Raw genomic sequence first — 17,249 nt, 5'->3', positions numbered from 1 at the left:
TGTCAGAAAGTGCCTTTGACGCGGGCAAGCGAAGGCAGCACCGGAAGACCGAAGCCTTCAGGCGAAGTCGATTGATGTCATGGCTTCGCGATTGATCCCGTTATCTTCACGCATTTCCGAACGGGAAACCGCTTCACACTTTTCCTGGAAATGCTCAGTTTACCGGAACCGCCATCGATAAAGGCGCATGGGACGACAGGGCCAGATCCGGCTTCGGCAGCCGAATGGTCGTCGAGGTCATGCTTTCGTCGATGGCCGATCCGTCCTGGCCGGTGCCGTAGATCGCCTCCACCGCGTCAGCCGTCAGCGCCTCGGGCGGACCGTCGAACACCACCCGTCCCGCCGCCATGCCGATGATCCGCTCGCAATAGGCGCGCGCCGTATCCAGCGTGTGCAGATTGGTGATCACCGTAATGCCTTCGCGCTCGTTGATGTCGCGCAGCGCATCCATGACGATCTTGGCATTCAGCGGGTCCAGCGAAGCAATCGGCTCGTCGGCGAGCACCATTTTCGGGGCCTGCATCAAGGCGCGGGCGATGGCGACACGCTGCTGCTGGCCACCCGACAAGGTGCCCGCCGGCTGCATCGCCGTCTGTTCGATACCCAGACGCTCCAGCGCCGCGATCGCCATGATCCGCTCTTCGCGGGTGAACACATTGAGCAGGCTCAGCACCGTCGAGCGATGGTTGAGACGCCCCAGCATAACATTGGTGAGCACATCCAGACGCGGCACCAGATTGAACTGCTGGAAGATCATCGCGCAATCGCGCTGCCAGTTGCGCAGGGCAGCACCCTTGAGCCGCGACACATCCTGATCGCCAAACCGCATGGAGCCGGAGGTGGGATCAGCAAGCCGGTTGATCATCCTAAGCAAGGTCGATTTTCCGGCACCGGACCGACCGATGATGCCGACCATCTGACCATGCGGAATGGACAGGGTCACGGCTTCGACGGCAGTCTTCTTGCCGAAACGTCGCGTTACCTCGGTCAGTTCAAAATTCATGCGCCCCGTCCGACCTCATGTCCAAATTGAAGCGAGCTATAGACCAAGCAAGTGAAGCACCAATGTCAGTTTCATGACATTTTTGTTAAATCATTCAGGGGCACTCCTATACTGGAAACGATACTTCGTGTCGGGTCAAAAACTCTTCCGCAGACATGGATCTGAAATCAGCCAAGGCCGCATGCAGCCGCTCGTGGTCCCAATCCCACCAGGCAAGCCGGTCCATGCGCTCGCCGATGCCAGGCGCGAAGCGCGGCTTGATCGGCTTGGCCGGCACACCGCCGACGATGGTGTAAGGCGCAACGGGTTTCGAGACGACCGCGCCGGCGCCGATCACCGCACCATTGCCGATCGTCACGCCCGGCAAAATGGTAACGCCATGGCCGATCCAGACGTCGTGGCCGATCATCACCCGGTTTTCCCGCCGCCAGGCGAAGAAGTCCGCGTCCATGTCAGCGCGCTCGAAATAGTCGGCGGCGCGATAGGTGAAATGATGCAGCGTCGCCCGCCAAGTCGGATGATTGGGCGCATTGATGCGGGCGCTGGCGGCGATATTGGCAAATTTGCCGATCGTCGCGCACCAGACCGACCCATCCTGCATGATATAGGAATAGTCGCCCATCTCGACTTCATCCAGCCGGGTGCGCTCCGCCACTTCGCAGTAGCGGCCGAGCGTGCTGTCTTTTACGCTGGCGCTCGGATGGATAACAGGCTCGATGCCAAGACGGGTGCTCATGCGGCAATACTCCGGGGCGAAAACTGCGAGACGTCGAGAATGTTGTCGGCAACGGCCTCGCGCACTTCCTCATCGTGGAAAATACCGAGCATCGCCACGCCAGCAGCCTTCTTCGCGGCAATCAATTCGATCACCACCGCCCGGTTCTTCGCGTCGAGCGACGCGGTCGGCTCATCGAGCAGCAGGATCTTGTGATCGGTGATGAAGCCGCGAGCGATGTTGACGCGCTGCTGTTCGCCACCGGAGAAGGTGGCGGGCGGCAATTGCCAGAGCGCCTGTGGCAGGTTCAGCTTGGCCAGGAGATCGCTCGCCACCGCCCTCGCCTCCTCGACGGAGGCGCCACGCGCTGTCAGCGGCTGCGCAACGACATCAAGCGCCGACACACGCGGCACGGTGCGCAAGAACTGGCTGACATAGCCCATCGTGTCCCGGCGGATGTCCAGCACCATACGCGGCGCGGCCGAAGCGAGATCGACTACCGCATCGTGATGGCGCACCAGGATCTGGCCGCTATCGACGGCATAGTTGCCGTAGAGCATTTTCAGGATCGAGCTTTTGCCAATGCCGGACGGTCCGCCCAGCACGCTGCAGGTGCCGCTTTCGACGGAAAAACTGACATTGCGCACGACAGGCAGAACCAGTCCACCGCGCAGATGCATCGTGAAGCTTTTGGCGACATCGGAAACGATAAGAGGCGTGGGCATGGGTGCTCCAATCACACTTGCAGGATCGAGGAAACGAGCAACTGGGTGTAAGGCTCGCGCGGATCGTCCAGCACCCGGTCGGTCAGGCCCTGCTCGATGACATGGCCATCCTTCATCACCATCATCCGGTGCGACAGCAATCTTGCGACGGCGAGATCGTGGGTGACGACGATGACCGACAGGCCAAGATCGGCGACCAGACCACGTACCAGGTCGAGAAGCCGGGCCTGAACTGACACATCCAGGCCGCCGGTCGGCTCATCCATGAAGACCAGACGAGGATTGGTCACGAGATTGCGGGCGATCTGCAGGCGCTGGCGCATGCCGCCCGAAAAGGCGCGCGGTTGGTCGTCGATGCGGTCTGACGCAATTTCCACCCGCTCCAGCCAGTCGGTGGCGGTGGCGCGGATATTGCCGTAATGCCGCTCGCCCACGGCCATCAGCCGCTCGCCGACATTGGCGCCGGCCGACACGGTCATGCGCAGGCCATCGGCGGGGTTCTGATGGACGAAGCCCCAATCGGTGCGCATCAGGAAGCGGCGCTCGGCCTCGCTCATGTGATAGAGTTCGCGATAGGCGCCGTCACGCATACGGTAGTCGACGCTGCCTGTCGTCGGCATCAGCCGGGTCGAGAGGCAGGAAAGCAGCGTAGTCTTGCCGGAGCCGGATTCGCCCACCACGGCCAGCACTTCACCGGGCCAGAGATCGAAGGAGACATTGGCACAGCCGATCCGCCGGCCATAGAATTTCGAGAGGTCGCGGACCTTCAGAAGCGGTTGCTCGCTCATTGCTTGTTCACTCATGGCGCGGCCTCCTCATGGGTGGGATCAGTGTCGGGATCGGCAAGCATCTCGCCGCGATGGCCATGCGCCCGGCGGTCCTCGCAATGGTCGGTATCGGAGCAGACAAACATCCGCCCGCCCTTGTCGTCGAGGATCACCTCGTCGAGATAAACATGCTCGGCGCCGCACAGGGCGCAGGGCTTGTCGAAGCGCTGGATTTCGAATGGATGGTCCTCGAAATCGAGGCTGACGACATCGGTAAAGGGCGGCACGGCATAAATCCGCTTTTCCCGGCCGGCACCGAACAATTGCAGGGCCTCAGACCGGTGCATTTTCGGATTGTCGAATTTCGGGGTCGGCGACGGGTCCATCACATAGCGACCGGCGACCTTGACCGGATAGGCATAGGTCGTGGCGATGCGGCCGTTGCGGGCGATGTCCTCGTAGAGCTTCACATGCATCAAGCCGTATTCCTCGAGCGCGTGCATCTTGCGGGTCTCTGTCTCGCGCGGCTCGAGGAAGCGCAGCGGCTCGGGGATCGGCACCTGATAGACCAGGACCTGGCCGGCATGCAGCCTTTCCTCGGGGATACGGTGGCGGGTCTGGATGATCGAGGCTTCGCTGGTATGGGTGGTGACCGCGACATTGGCGACCTTCTGGAAGAAGGCGCGGATGGAGACGGCATTGGTGGTGTCGTCAGCCCCCTGGTCGATGACCTTCAGCACATCGTCCGGCCCGAGAATTGCCGCCGTCACCTGCACGCCGCCGGTGCCCCAGCCGTAAGGCATAGGCATTTCGCGCGAGGCAAACGGCACCTGATAGCCGGGAATGGCGATGGCCTTCAGGATGGCCCGGCGGATCATCCGCTTGGTCTGCTCATCGAGATAGGCAAAATTATAGGAGGCTAATTCATCCATCGGTGAAACTTCCGTAATCATTCTGCGTTACCCTCCAAGACAACATGCTTTTCAATCAAAGAGTGCAGGGAGACAGAGACATGGAAATCGAAATGATGTTCGCCATCTTTGTGACGCTCATGCTGGGCATGTCGACGCTCTGCGCCTTCTGGTATTCCGAACACGATTGAGTTGCCGGTCATTCTGCCGCCTCGCTGAGGCCGAGCCCCTGTTGGCGCGCCTGTTCGTGCTCGGCACGCATGCGGCGAACCAGATCCAGTTCCGCCTGAAAATCCACGTAATGCGGCAGCTTCAGATGTTCGACGAAACCGGTCGCCTGCACATTGTCGCAATGGGACAGAACGAATTCCTGATCCTGGGCTGGTGCCACGATATCTTCGCCAAGCTCAGAGGCGCGTAAGGACCGATCGACGAGAGCCATTGCCATGGCTTTGCGCTCGCTTTGGCCGAAAACCAGGCCATAACCACGGGTGAACTGCGGCGGCGCCTTGGATGACCCTTTGAACTGATTGACCATCTGGCATTCCGTCACCTGAACACGCCCGAGCGACACGGCAAAGCCGAGTTCCGGCACATCCAACTCCACCTCGACCTCGCCCAGGCGGATTTCACCGGCAAAGGGATGGCTGCGGCCATAGCCGCGCTGGGTGGAATAGGCGAGCGCCAGCAGGAAGCCTTCATCACCGCGCGCCAGCGATTGCAAGCGCAGATCGCGGGCCATCGGGAACTCGATAGGCTCGCGGGTGATGTCACCGGCCAGATGATCTTCAGGCATGTCGCCATCCGGCTCGATCAGTCCTTCGCCGGAAAGAATATCCGAGACCCGCATGGCCGGCTCACCGAGATCGGGCTTGCGCAATGGTTGCTCGGTCTCCTCTTCATCCAGCAGCGCGGGGTCGAGCAGACGATGGGTATAATCGAAGGTCGACCCCAACAACTGGCCGCCGGGCAGATCCTTATAGGTCGCGGAAATGCGTCGCTCGATCCGCATGGCACCAGTATCGACAGGCTCCGACAGGCCGAAACGCGGCAGAGTGGTGCGATAGGCGCGCAGCAGGAAGATCGCTTCGATCATGTCGCCCCGGGCCTGCTTGATGGCAAGCGCCGCCAGCTTGCGGTCATAGAGCGAGGCCTCGGCCATGACGCGACCGACGGCCAGTGCCAACTGCTCGACGATCTGTTCGACGGTCATGGCAGGAAGTGTGCGGTCACCGCGACGGCGGTCGGCCAGCAGGCGGTGAGCATTGGCGATGGCGGCTTCGCCACCCTTTACGGCAACATACATTCACGCCTCCTTAAGAGCGATTGCGCAGCTGCGCGGCAGGCAAAGGAAATCCCGGCCGGCGGTGAGGACGACATCCACCCCACGCGGAAACAGGGCGCGATTGTCTTGCCACTGGCGCAGGAAACCCTCAGGCAGATGATGCGGCGCGACAGTCGCCTTATCCTCGATGCCGGGACCCGTCAGAACCAGCACATCACCGCCATCAAGGCTCGGCAGTTCGTAGACGAGGGTGGCGGAGCGGTCGGGATAGTCCTGAGTGCCGCCCGAGAATTGTCCGAAGGCGGGCAGCGGACTGCCACCTTCGAAGAAGGCGAAATGCGCATCGGCCTTTTGCGGCACCGTCACGGCACCGGTGTAAAAACTCAGCCAGTTCGGCACCGCTCCTTTGGCGAGGCCTGTGCTTAACCAGACGGGCGTGTCGACATCGCAAAGCGTCAGCGCAATCGCGGCCTGCGCCAAGCCAAACGGCGCCGGCGGCTGCAGCCCGAGCCCTATCGTCTGGCGGCTACCCGGACGAGCCATGCCATCCATGACGGCACGAAATACCGTCTGCGCATCGAAGACCGGGTTCGAAAAGCCGCCGATCAAGCTATCTGCGTCCAGCATCAGTCTTCTCCTCTGACCATGGTGAAGAAATCGACCTTGGTTGCCGCTACCTCTTCCGCCTTGCGGCGGTCGGCCTCCTCAATGCGGCGCTCGACAGAGACCAGCAGCGCCTCGACACGGTCGCGGTATGCTTCATCCTGCCAAAGCGCATCTGATATTGCCGACAGCCTGGCCTTTTCCTTGGACGTGCCGAGCGCCTGGGCGTGACCGACCTGGCCTGAGGCCAATCGGCACGTTGCACGGGTCACCGTGACTTCACCGAGATTGAACGGCGCGCCACCGCCGCCGATGCGCCCGCGCACCATCACCAAGCCCGTTTCCGGTCCGCGCAGGAACTGCGCCTGTGGTGGCTCCGGCAGTTCGGCCCAGAGCGCCTTTAGCTCCGACAGACTTGCAGCCGCCAAGAGATCCACGACCCGTTTTCGAGCACTGTGATCAGGACCCGCATTTTGCGCTTGCGCCGCCATTGCCTTCTCCTGTTTCAAAGTAATTTGTCTATTTATATAGACAACCATACAAATTCATCCTATAAATATCCAGCTTGAATGACAAGCATGTGACATGAGGGGAAAAAGCGGGTGGGGCCAAAAACGATCGAAAGACAGACCGGCGTTGCGCTATGGCGTCAGATTGCCGATCGCATCCGCGTATCGATCAGTGACGGCGCCTATGACGCCACGGGGATGGTGCCGCCGGAGGCGGTTCTGGCGGCGGAATTCGGGGTCAATCGCCATACGGTGCGCAGCGCTCTGGCAGCCCTTGCCCAGGAAGGCATCGTGCGTGCGATGCAGGGTCGCGGCACGCTGATCGAGCGACGAGACCGGATCAATTTTCCGATATCAAAGCGCACTCGCTTTACGCCTGGGATTGGCGACCAGGCCCGAGCCGTGGAAGGCCTGCTGCTCGACAGTGCTATCGAACCTGCCGATGCTGACATCGCCAATCATTTGCGCCTGGAGGCTGGCACTCCAGTCATGCGCCTCGAAGCGTTGCGCAAGGCCGATGGCCAGGCTGTCTCGCGGTCGACCAGTTGGTTTCCGCTACCCCGTTTCGAGGGCATCGATGCTGCCTATCGCAAGAGCGGCTCAATCACCGCAGCCTTTGCCGCCTGTGGTCTTGGCGATTATCTCCGGCTGCGCACCGAAATCAGCGCCGTGCATGCCGATCCCGGCGACCGCGACGTACTCGGCCTGTCGCCCGGGGCGATCGTCATGATCGCCAAGGCGCTGAATACGGATATTGATGGCGTGCCGGTGCAATATGCCGTGACGCGCTTTCCCGCCGACCGGGTGCAATTCACGATCGAGAACTGATCCGCTCGGCGATATCTTCCCGTCGCGCCGGCTGGTCTTCCCCGATGACGAAGCTGCTGGCAATCACCTGCGCGGCACGAGTCGCGCTAACCTCGTCATTGGCATGGACAAGTGCAAGCACATCCCCTCTGGCAATAGGGGTGCCGACCGGCAGGAAGTCACTGAAGCCGACGGCATGATCGATGCGGTCAGTGGCGCGGCGGCGGCCACCGCCAAGGTCGATGACGGCCATGCCGATGTCGCGGCTGGCAACGCTGGAGAGGAAGCCGGAAGCCGTGGCAAGGACCGGAATAACCAGCGGGGCCTTTGGCAGATAATGCTCCGCTCGCTCAAGGAAATCCGCCGGCCCGCCGAGGGCATGGACCATCTGCCCGAAACGCTCGGCGGCAGCACCGTTCGTAAGCACTTGGCGGCAGCGCGCCAGCGCCTGGTCAAGATCCGTCTCCGCGCCCGCATTGACCAGCATCTCGGCACCGAGCGCGAGCGTCACCGTCTCCAACCGGCGGCCCGCCTTTTCGCCTTTAAGGAAAGCCACGGCATTGGCGATTTCGACGGCGTTACCTGCGGCATCGGCCAGCGGTTGGTTCATATCGGTCAACAGCGCCGTGGTCTTGACCCCAGCACCATTGGCAACCGCGACCAGGCTGCGCGCCAAAATGCTCGCCTCTTCGGCGCTGTCCATGAAGGCACCATTGCCGAACTTCACATCCATCACGAGGCTTTCGAGCCCCGCTGCCAGTTTCTTCGACAGAATAGAGGCAGTGATCAGCGGAATGGATTCGACTGTAGCGGTGACGTCGCGCACGGCATAAAGCCGCTTGTCGGCGGGTGCGAGATCGGCAGTCTGGCCGATGATGGCGCAGCCGACTGTATCGACCAGCCTGCGAAATTCCTCGGCGGAAGGCGCGATATTGTAGCCCGGGATCGATTCGAGCTTATCGAGCGTACCGCCGGTATGGCCGAGGCCCCGGCCGGAAATCATCGGCACGGCTAGGCCGCAGGCGGCGACGATCGGCGCCAGCATCAGCGAGACGTTGTCGCCGACCCCACCGGTGGAATGCTTGTCGGTGACCGGTCGCCCCAGCCCTTTCCAAGAGAGCACCGTGCCGCTGTCGCGCATGGCAAGCGTGAGCGCCACGGTCTCAGCGTCGCTCATGCCGCGCAGAAAAACGGCCATGGCAAAGGCCGCGATCTGACCTTCCGACAATTCGTCCCGGCCAAGCGCACGAATGAAGGCCTGCAGTTCGCTATCGGAGAGTTCGGCACCGTCGCGTTTGCGACGAATGATCTCCACGGGCTGCATGATCAATAGCTGCTCGTCTGGCTGTCTGCCTTTTGTCCGGTGGCCTTTTCGCCGGTCATGATTGCCTGGATATCGTTGAACAGGCCAGATGCGCCAAACCGGAAGGTCGACGGCATCACCCAATCCTCACCCATGATTGCACTGGCATGGCGGAAATAAAGGCTTGCATCCTTGACCGTGGAAATACCGCCGGCTGGTTTGAAGCCAACCTTGCGGCCGCTGGCGCGGATTTCCTGCAGCATGAGATCGGCTGCCTCCAGCGTCGCATTGACCGAGACCTTGCCGGTCGAGGTCTTGATGAAATCGGCGCCGCCGGCAATGGCGATCTGCGACGCACGTGATACCAGGCTGGCGCTTTTCAGCTCGCCGGTTTCCAGAATGGTCTTCAAAAGCGCAGGAGCAGCAATCTCGGCTCTCACGGCCGCAATCATCCGTTCCACTGCTGCTTCATCACCGGCCATGAATGCCCGGTAGGGAATGACCAGATCGATTTCGTCGGCACCATCGGCGAGCGCTGCCCGCGTCTCGGCGACAACGGTTGCGACATCGAGATCGCCGGAGGGGAAATTCACGACGGTCGCGATCCGCACCGGGCTTTCAGTGCCCAGAATGGCGCGCGCCTGGGCGATGAACCGCGGCCAGATGCAGATTGCCGCGGTATGACCGAGCGGGCTGGTGGCGCGCGCGCAGAGATCTTCGATTTCGGCGCTGGTACAATCATCCTTGAGATTGGTGAGATCCAGCACCGACAGGGCGACGGCTGCGCATTCGCGCAATTCACGACTATCCAAGATCCGCTCCTCCATTGGCGATCATCCGCTTCAGGATGACGGCAAGTCTGCTGCCACCGATTGGAGCCATATCCTTGGTCTCCTCGTGGCTAAGTTCGGCACCGGTCATCCCGGCCCCATAATTGGTGATAACCGAGGCGGCCGCAACCTTGAGACCGAAATATCGTGCCAGGATTACCTCCGGCACGGTGGACATGCCCACCGCATCGGCTCCCAACAGCCGCGCCATGCGGATTTCCGCCGGCGTTTCGAAACTCGGGCCGGAGAACCACATATAGACGCCGGATGACAAGGGAATGTCTTCATCCTTTGCCGCCTGATACATCGCCGCCGCGAGATCGGCATCATAGGCGGCTGTCATCCCGACGAAGCGGCCATCGCCACTTTCGCCGATCAGCGGGTTTAGCCCCGAGAAATTGATGTGATCGGTGATCTGCATCACCGATCCCGGCGGCATGTCGTGCCGGAGCGATCCGGCCGCATTGGTCAGGATCAGCGTCTTGACCCCAAGCGCCGAAAGCGCCTCGATCGGCAGGCGCATGGCGCTGGCATCACCTTTTTCGTAGTAATGCACGCGGCCGGCCACCATGATGACGGGCAGGCCTGCGAAAAAGCCGGCGACCAGTTCCTTGGCATGGCCGGAAACACCCCCCTCGGGGAAGCCTGGAATATCGGCAAAGGGAATGCGCACGGCATTCTCTACCTCGTCCACCAGCCCGCCAAGGCCTGAGCCGAGCACGATGGCGATGCGCGGCAGAAGCCCATTCAGCCGGTCGATCAAGAGGTCGACGGCGGGGATCATCCGAGCGTGTCCGTCTCGAAGCTGAAGGGCAGAAGCTCATCCATGCTCATCACCTTCTGCACGCCGACTTCATCACACAGATAGATCTTGGTCTCGGCCGAGGCGAATTCGCGGATTTTCTGGCGGCAGCCGCCGCAGGGCGGGCACAGCGCCAGCTTCTCGGCAATGACAGCAAGCTCAACGATCTTGCGACCGCCGCCCATGATCATGCAGCCGATAGCCGTCGGCTCGGCGCACCACCCTTGGGGAAAGGACAGGTTCTCGATATTGGCGCCCGTATAGATCTTGCCGTCATCGGCCCGGATCGCCGCGCCAACAGGAAACTTGGAATAAGGCGCATGCGCATGGCGCATCGCATCCTTGGCCGCCTCGAACAGGTCATGAGACATGGTTGTTACCGCTCCTTCACATAGGGCACACCGCCCGCCTTAGGACCATTGGCGGCACCGATAAAGCCTGCCAGCAGAATACAGGTCAGGATATAGGGCAGCGCCTGGAAGATCTGTACCGGCACTTCGCCGATGCCAGGCACAGCCTTGCCCTGCATGAAATTGGACATCGCATCGAGGAAGCCGAACAGCAGGCAGGCGAACATCACAGGCACCGGCTTCCATTTGGCAAAGATCAGCGCGGCAAGCGCGATATAACCCTTGCCCGCCGACATGTCGCGAATGAAGGCCGCCGACTGGGCAATGGCGAGATAAGCGCCGGAAAAGCCGCAGAGAAAGCCCGCGACAATCACCGCCCGGTAGCGCAGCCAGGCGACCGAAATGCCTGCCGTATCGACAGCACCTGGATTTTCGCCCACCGCGCGCAAACGCAGACCGAACCGGGTACGATAAAGCACCCACCAGCTCAAGGGGACGGCGAGGAAGGCGAGATAGGTCAAAATATTGTTGCCGGAGATGACGTTGACATAGAGCGGACCGAGAAACGGCACGTCCTTGATAGCATCGACGCCTGGCAGCACGATCGGCTGGAAACGGGCGTCGCTCGGCAATTGCGGCGTGCGGCCGCCCTGGCTGAACCAGGCCTGGCCCAGCACCGCCGTCAGGCCGGCGGCGACGAAATTCAGTGCGACGCCTGAAATGATCTGGTTGCCGCGATTGGTGATCGAGGCAAAGCCGTGCACCAGCGAAAAGCCGATGGAAACGACAATGCCGCCGGCCAATCCGGCCCAGGCCGAACCGGTGAGATAGGCGATGCAGGCAGCAGCGAAGGCGCCAGCCAGCATCTTACCTTCAAGCCCGATGTCGAACACGCCGGCACGCTCGGAAAACAGCCCGGCCAGTGCGGTAAAGATCAGCGGGATCGACAGGCGGATAGTCGAGCCGAGGATGCTGAGGATCATTTCAAAATTGTCCATGCCGTCAGCTCCTTACTTTTCCGAAATCTTCTGGCCCGAAACTGTCTGGCGCGACATCGTCTGGTAGAGGCGCACCAGAGCCGGGCGGAACATGAATTCCAGCGCACCGGCAAACAGGATGACCAGGCCCTGGATGACCACGATCATGTCACGGGTGATGTTGGGCATGTCGAAGGACAGCTCTGCCCCGCCCTGATAGAGCACGCCGAACAGGATGGCGGCTATGACGATGCCAAGTGGATGGCTGCGGCCCATCAGGCTGACAGCGATGCCGACAAAGCCAGCGCCGCCGACAAACTCCACCTGCAAACGGGCGGAAGCGCCCATGACCGTGTTGAGCGACATCATGCCTGCCAGGCCGCCCGAGATCAGCATGGTGATGATGACGATCTTCACATAGGGAATGCCGGCATAGGCCGCCGCCGACCGGCTGATGCCGAGCGTGCGCATTTCATAGCCAAGCTTGGTGCGCCAGATCAGCACCCAGACGGCTGCCGCAGCGACCAGTGCAATCAGGAAGGATACGTTGAAGGGGGCAGGCCCGAGTTTCAGGCCGAACATGGCCATAAGCCAGTCCAGCTTCGGCAACTGGCCACCCTCGAGAAAGGTGCGGGTTTCCGGCGCCATCTTGCCCGGCACGATCAGCACATGCACCAGGAGATAGACCATCAGCGCTGCGCCGATGAAATTGAACATGATGGTGGTGATGACGATATGGCTGCCGCGCTTGGCCTGCAGCCAGGCCGGGATCAGCGCCCAGGCAGCGCCGAACACGGCAGCACCGATCACCGCAAAGGGCATGGTCACATACCAGGGGCAGTAATGGTCGAGCGCCAGCGCCACCAGGGCAGCACCGAGCCCACCGACATAGGCCTGGCCTTCCGAGCCGATATTGAACAGGCCGGCATGATAGGCAACGGCAACCGACAGGCCGGTGAAAATGAAATTGGTGGCATAATACAGCGTAAAGCCGATGCCCTCGCCCCGGCCAAGCGCGCCCTGCAGCATCAAAACCAGCGCATCCCAGGGATTTTCGCCGATGATCCAGACCACCAGGCCGGAAATCAGGAAGGCGAGCAGCAGGTTGATCAGCGGCAAAAGCCCGTAGGTGATCCAGTTCGGCAGCGGAATGGAAGCGGTGCTCATCAAAACCTCAAGCGGCAATGCCGGCCATCATCAGGCCCAGCGTCTGTTCATCGGCATCTGCCGTCTTTTCACCCACGACCTTCCCGGCAAACATCACCAGGATACGGTCGGACAGGGCGCGGATTTCATCCAGTTCCACCGAAACCAGCAGCAGCGCCTTGCCGGCATCGCGAGTTTCGACAATTCGCCGGTGGATGAATTCGATCGCGCCGATATCGACGCCACGGGTCGGCTGACCAATGATCAGCACGGTCGGATCGCGCTCGATTTCGCGAGCAACGACGATTTTCTGCTGGTTGCCGCCGGAGAAATTCGCGGTCTTCAGCCGCGGATTGGGCGGCCTGATATCATATTTGGCAATCTCGGCTTCAGCAGCAGTGCGGATCGCCTTCGGGTCAAGGAAGGGTCCTTTGCCGTAACGCTGATCGCGGTGATAGCCGAGAATGGCATTCTGGCTTTCCTCGAAGGCGAGGACGAGGCCCATGTGATGGCGGTCTTCCGGGATATGACCAAGGCCGATCCGACGCAGCCGGGCTGGGTCGTAACCAGTGACTGGCGCCCCCTCGATCAGGATTTCGCCGGACACCGGCTTGCGGATGCCTGCAATTGCTTCCAACAACTCGCTCTGACCATTGCCGGCGACGCCGGCAATGCCGACGATTTCGCCGGCGCGCACATCGAAGGACACGTTGTCGACCATGACGACGCCACGGCTGTCCTTGACGGTAAGGTTCTTGACTGAAAGCAGCACGTCGCGCGGGCTTGCCGGCTGCTTGTCCACCCGCAGCAGCACGCGGCGGCCAACCATCAGTTCCGCCAGCTCCTCGACCGTGGTCTCTGCCGTCTTGCGGGTCGCGACCATCTCGCCACGCCGCATGACCGAGACCGTATCGGTGATCGCCATGATCTCGCGCAGCTTGTGGGTGATGAGGATGACGGTCTTGCCCTGATCACGCAACACGCGAAGGATCTTGAACAGGTGATCGGCCTCGGCCGGCGTCAGCACCCCGGTCGGCTCGTCGAGAATGAGAATATCGGCGCCGCGATAGAGCGCTTTTAGAATTTCCACCCGCTGCTGGCGGCCGACCGGAAGCTCCTCGACAACAGCATCCGGATCAACGTCAAGGCCGTAATCTGTTTCCAGCTGCTTCAGGGTGGCGCGCGCCGCAGCCGTCCCCTTAGCCAGGAGAGCGCCGCCTTCAGCGCCCAACATGATATTTTCCAGAACGGTAAAATTCTCGACCAGCATGAAGTGCTGGTGCACCATGCCGATGCCACAGGAAATCGCCGTCTGGCTGTCCTTGATGACAGTGCTCTGGCCGCCGACTTTGATGTCGCCGCTGTCGGCCTGATAGAAGCCATAGAGGATCGACATCAGCGTCGATTTCCCGGCACCGTTTTCACCGATAATGCCATGGATCGAGCCCTTGGCGACGGTCAGATTGATATTTTTATTGGCGTGAACCGGACCGAATTTCTTGTCGATCCCGATGAGTTCGATCGCAGGGACATTGGTCGCAGGGACTTCGATCGCGGGGATTGGGGCCACGTGCAAAACTCCGGATGGCGGACACAAAAAGGGCGCGAGACGGAAAACCGCTCGCGCCCTTGGCTACTAGATTACTTCGGGCAGGAATTGTCCTTCATGTAATCATGGACCTTGATAGTGCCGGCAATGATGTCAGCCTTGGCCTTGTCGACAGCCGCCTTCATCTCAGGCGTGACCAGAGCCTTGTTGTTGTCGTCGATGGCGGCGGAGACGCCGTCTTCCTTGACGCCGAGCACTTCGAGGCCTGGCTTGAACTTGTCAGCCTTGGCATCGGCATAGGCGTTGTAGACGGCGAGGTCGACGCGCTTGACCATCGAGGTCAGAACCGAACCCGGATGCAGGTAGTTCTGGTTGGAATCGACGCCAATCGAGAACTTCTTGGCGTCAGCAGCCGTCTGCAACACACCCATGCCGGATGCACCGGCCGCCGCGTAGATCACGTCGGAACCCTGGTCCATCTGGTTCTTCGTCAATTCGCCGGCACGAACCGGGTCATTCCAGGCCGCACCCGTGGTGCCGACCATGTTCTGCAGCACTTCGATCTTCGGATTGGCCGCGCGTGCGCCCTGCTCATAGCCGCACTCGAACTTGCGGATCAGCGGAATGTCCATGCCGCCGACGAAGCTGACCTTGCCGGACTTGGACGCCATGCCAGCCATCAGACCGACCAGATACGAGCCTTCTTCTTCCTTGAAGACGACGGAACGAACATTGGGCTTGTCGACGACGGAATCGACGATCACGAACTTGGTATCAGGAAATTCGGCCGCGACCTTTTCCATAGCCGAGGTCCAGGCGAAGGATACGGCGACGATCGGGCTGAAACCCTTGGAGGCGAAGTTGCGGATTGCCTGCTCACCCTGGGTGTCGCTGGTAGGTTCGAAATCCCGGAACTTGATGCCGGTTTCCTTTTCGAACTTATCGGCGCCATGGAAGGCTGCTTCGTTGAAGGACTTGTCGAACTTGCCGCCGGTGCCATAGACGAGCGCCGGCTTGATGTCGGCCGCAAGCGCCGAGGCCGACATAGCGGCCATGGCAAACAGCGTGATAAGGGATTTCTTCATGATGCAGCCCTGATGTTGCTTGTGTTGTTCTTGAAAGGCTTTCTGTCGATCGCCGAAATATCGGCGCGACAAACCCGCCCGCCCCCTCTTAGGATTGGCTGGGCCTTATCCTTGCACGGCTTTCCAAAAAATTCACCAGATTTTTTTCAACTGGTAAATATTAACAGGGCTGCTGCTTTTTGAAGCCGAAAGGCGAAAAAACAAGCCGCATCAACGGCTTGTTTGCTTGATTTTTAACCCGATCTCGCGATCAGGCGATTGGGCAACTGACGCCGGTGCCGCGTAGACCGCAGTAACCGTTGGGATTCTTGGCCAGATATTGCTGGTGATAATCCTCGGCATAATAGAAGGAACCGGCTGGCGCGATCTCCGTCGTGATCTTTTCACCGTGGCCCGCCTTTGAAAGCGCATCCTGGAAACGGGCCGCCACCTGCCGCGCTGAGGCAAGATCCTCGTCGTTTTCAGTATAGATCGCGGACCGGTAGGTGCTACCGATATCGTTGCCCTGGCGCATGCCCTGCGTCGGATCATGCGCTTCGAAGAAGATCTTCAACAGGTCCTCGAGCGTTACCTTTGTCGGATCATAAACGGTCTTGACCACTTCCGCGTGGCCGGTCTGGCCGGTGCAGGTCTCCTCATAGGTCGGATTGGGCGTAAATCCGCCCTGATAGCCTGCCGCGGTCACCCAAACACCTGGCGTGTTCCACAGCAATCGCTCGGCACCCCAGAAGCAGCCCATGCCGAGATAGACGGTCTTCGTCCCCTCGGGATAAGGACCTTTCAGCGGACGACCGCTGACGAAATGGAGCGCGGCGGTGGGCATTTCCCGGTCACGCCCCGGTAGAGCTGTGTCCGGCGTGGGCATAACGGTCTTTTTCGAAAATAGGGCATTCAACAGCATGGCGCGTCTCCCTTTGCATGGGTCCAAGGATTGGGGCGGGCAAGAACTGAATTTCAGGCTGCAAAACGACCGGCTGCGGCGCGTCGCTTGTATCCGGCGATCCATAACAGCAGGGCAATCACGAGGAAAACCGCAAATGCCGGTTGTCGCAACAACAAGTCATCTGCCAATTGCAACCCGTTGTCCCCTATATGGGTGGTGAGAGCCTGTTTGACCAGAGCAAGGCTGGCAGGCCCGACATCGGCCCAGAGCGATCCAAAGGGCGTGGTGACGACATCTGACAAGGCAACCGATTCAATCGCATCGGTCGTGCCGGCGATGACGGCCAGCACCAGGGCCAGGAAGCTGAAAAGCCGCAACAGAAACCGCATCACCTTCATATCCTCACCATGCATTTCGCCAGACTGTGTCAGCCTCGTCAGCCTCAAATTGAGCCGAACAGACTTTCGATTTCCGCGCCTGCGTCCGTTTTGTCGGGAAAACCGGAGGCAACTTTTCTCTCACAAACACGACGCTTTTACAGGATCGGCGATCGAAGCCCAACGGCCGAAGTCGGTGCCGCGCGAAAGTTTTCCGAGGCTTTGTCGAAAAACTGTCAGATTTGGGTTGATCGCCGCCGAATCCTTGATATATGTCCCGCCCGAACGGCCAAGCTGCCCCGCAGCAAGCTCTTCGAAAAACGGACAGGTGGCCGAGTGGTTTAAGGCGCACGCCTGGAACGCGTGTGTGCGTGAAAGCGTACCGAGGGTTCGAATCCCTCCCTGTCCGCCATTATATCCAAAACTTTGATTTAACTAAATTGGCTGGGCCAGAGCCCTTTCCGTATGCAGGCGCTGTTTCGTGGCCTGGCATAGCAACCTACTCAGCTCGATAACGTCGCTGCGATGCTTGGGGCCCCAAAATCCAGTCAGGATGCGCTAGGTGTTTAAGCCTCTTGTCTCGTCGGGCTTGTTCGCGTTTATAACGCTGGGCAATTCATAC

19 protein-coding genes and 1 tRNA gene are annotated in these 17,249 nt (G+C 60.6%); 2 read left to right on the top strand and 18 right to left on the bottom strand.

Going from position 1 to position 17,249, the window contains the following annotated elements:
- Positions 1-154 precede the first annotated feature (154 nt).
- The 8 genes from phnC to phnG all read right to left on the bottom strand — a co-directional run bounded on the left by phnC (position 155) and on the right by phnG (position 6,500).
- Positions 155-1,003: a phosphonate ABC transporter ATP-binding protein gene (phnC, locus tag BJF91_RS05955; protein ID WP_075613569.1), complete on the bottom strand. Its 849-nt coding sequence runs from the start codon at positions 1,001-1,003 to the stop codon at positions 155-157.
- Between the two features lie 106 nt (positions 1,004-1,109).
- Positions 1,110-1,739 (bottom strand): DapH/DapD/GlmU-related protein, encoded by a 630-nt coding sequence (locus BJF91_RS05950; RefSeq protein WP_075613568.1) that lies wholly within the window; start codon positions 1,737-1,739, stop codon positions 1,110-1,112.
- Positions 1,736-2,443, bottom strand: coding sequence for a phosphonate C-P lyase system protein PhnL (phnL, locus tag BJF91_RS05945; RefSeq protein ID WP_075613567.1), 708 nt, complete (start codon positions 2,441-2,443; stop codon positions 1,736-1,738). The genes BJF91_RS05950 and phnL overlap by 4 nt, the downstream gene beginning before the upstream one ends.
- Positions 2,444-2,454: 11 nt before the next feature.
- Positions 2,455-3,231, bottom strand: a complete 777-nt coding sequence (phnK, locus tag BJF91_RS05940; protein WP_075613566.1) for a phosphonate C-P lyase system protein PhnK — start codon at positions 3,229-3,231, stop codon at positions 2,455-2,457.
- A gap of 11 nt (positions 3,232-3,242) precedes the next feature.
- On the bottom strand, positions 3,243-4,142 hold the full coding sequence (locus BJF91_RS05935) for an alpha-D-ribose 1-methylphosphonate 5-phosphate C-P-lyase PhnJ (RefSeq protein ID WP_075613825.1): 900 nt from the start codon (positions 4,140-4,142) through the stop codon (positions 3,243-3,245).
- Between the two features lie 178 nt (positions 4,143-4,320).
- Positions 4,321-5,427 (bottom strand): carbon-phosphorus lyase complex subunit PhnI, encoded by a 1,107-nt coding sequence (locus tag BJF91_RS05930; protein WP_075613565.1) that lies wholly within the window; start codon positions 5,425-5,427, stop codon positions 4,321-4,323.
- Positions 5,428-6,036, bottom strand: a complete 609-nt coding sequence (phnH, locus tag BJF91_RS05925) for a phosphonate C-P lyase system protein PhnH (RefSeq protein WP_184412851.1) — start codon at positions 6,034-6,036, stop codon at positions 5,428-5,430.
- Positions 6,033-6,500, bottom strand: coding sequence for a phosphonate C-P lyase system protein PhnG (phnG, locus tag BJF91_RS05920; protein WP_075613563.1), 468 nt, complete (start codon positions 6,498-6,500; stop codon positions 6,033-6,035). The genes phnH and phnG overlap by 4 nt, the downstream gene beginning before the upstream one ends.
- A 111-nt stretch (positions 6,501-6,611) precedes the next feature.
- Between phnG and phnF the strand changes: the two genes are divergently transcribed.
- Positions 6,612-7,346: a phosphonate metabolism transcriptional regulator PhnF gene (phnF, locus tag BJF91_RS05915; RefSeq protein ID WP_075613562.1), complete on the top strand. Its 735-nt coding sequence runs from the start codon at positions 6,612-6,614 to the stop codon at positions 7,344-7,346.
- On the opposite strand, the gene deoA is transcribed toward phnF, so the two are convergent.
- From deoA to BJF91_RS05865, 10 genes are all read right to left on the bottom strand, one after another.
- Positions 7,330-8,649 carry a thymidine phosphorylase gene (gene deoA, locus BJF91_RS05910; protein ID WP_075613561.1) on the bottom strand — a complete coding sequence of 440 codons (1,320 nt, stop codon included), beginning with the start codon at positions 8,647-8,649 and terminating at the stop codon, positions 7,330-7,332. The two genes, phnF and deoA, sit on opposite strands and share 17 nt — an antisense overlap.
- Before the next feature lie 2 nt (positions 8,650-8,651).
- The gene (gene deoC, locus BJF91_RS05905; RefSeq protein WP_075613824.1) at positions 8,652-9,440 is read right to left on the bottom strand and encodes a deoxyribose-phosphate aldolase; all 789 of its coding nucleotides are present in this window, start codon (positions 9,438-9,440) and stop codon (positions 8,652-8,654) included.
- Positions 9,433-10,242 carry a purine-nucleoside phosphorylase gene (locus tag BJF91_RS05900; protein ID WP_075613560.1) on the bottom strand — a complete coding sequence of 270 codons (810 nt, stop codon included), beginning with the start codon at positions 10,240-10,242 and terminating at the stop codon, positions 9,433-9,435. The genes deoC and BJF91_RS05900 overlap by 8 nt, the downstream gene beginning before the upstream one ends.
- Positions 10,239-10,631, bottom strand: a complete 393-nt coding sequence (locus BJF91_RS05895; protein WP_075613559.1) for a cytidine deaminase — start codon at positions 10,629-10,631, stop codon at positions 10,239-10,241. The genes BJF91_RS05900 and BJF91_RS05895 overlap by 4 nt, the downstream gene beginning before the upstream one ends.
- Positions 10,632-10,636: 5 nt before the next feature.
- Entirely contained in the window at positions 10,637-11,608 is a 972-nt protein-coding gene (locus BJF91_RS05890; protein WP_075613558.1) for an ABC transporter permease, read from the bottom strand.
- A gap of 12 nt (positions 11,609-11,620) precedes the next feature.
- Complete coding sequence (locus BJF91_RS05885) at positions 11,621-12,754, bottom strand: ABC transporter permease (protein WP_075613557.1); 1,134 nt, start codon at positions 12,752-12,754, stop codon at positions 11,621-11,623.
- A gap of 7 nt (positions 12,755-12,761) precedes the next feature.
- The gene (locus BJF91_RS05880) at positions 12,762-14,294 is read right to left on the bottom strand and encodes an ABC transporter ATP-binding protein (protein WP_407639862.1); all 1,533 of its coding nucleotides are present in this window, start codon (positions 14,292-14,294) and stop codon (positions 12,762-12,764) included.
- Between the two features lie 80 nt (positions 14,295-14,374).
- Positions 14,375-15,367 carry a BMP family lipoprotein gene (locus BJF91_RS05875; protein WP_075613822.1) on the bottom strand — a complete coding sequence of 331 codons (993 nt, stop codon included), beginning with the start codon at positions 15,365-15,367 and terminating at the stop codon, positions 14,375-14,377.
- Positions 15,368-15,617: 250 nt separating this feature from the next.
- Positions 15,618-16,268 carry a peptide-methionine (S)-S-oxide reductase MsrA gene (msrA, locus tag BJF91_RS05870; protein WP_075613556.1) on the bottom strand — a complete coding sequence of 217 codons (651 nt, stop codon included), beginning with the start codon at positions 16,266-16,268 and terminating at the stop codon, positions 15,618-15,620.
- A 53-nt stretch (positions 16,269-16,321) separates the two neighbouring features.
- Positions 16,322-16,639, bottom strand: coding sequence for a hypothetical protein (locus BJF91_RS05865; protein WP_075613821.1), 318 nt, complete (start codon positions 16,637-16,639; stop codon positions 16,322-16,324).
- Between the two features lie 310 nt (positions 16,640-16,949).
- On the opposite strand from BJF91_RS05865, the gene BJF91_RS05860 reads away from it, so the two are divergent.
- A tRNA-Ser gene (locus tag BJF91_RS05860) sits at positions 16,950-17,039 on the top strand.
- The last annotated feature ends 210 nt before the right edge of the window (positions 17,040-17,249 follow it).

The sequence above is a fragment of the Gillisella taibaishanensis genome (assembly GCF_001938985.1).
GTDB classification, from domain to species: domain Bacteria; phylum Pseudomonadota; class Alphaproteobacteria; order Rhizobiales; family Rhizobiaceae; genus Allorhizobium; species Allorhizobium taibaishanense.
This window is presented reverse-complemented; position numbering and strand designations above follow the sequence as displayed.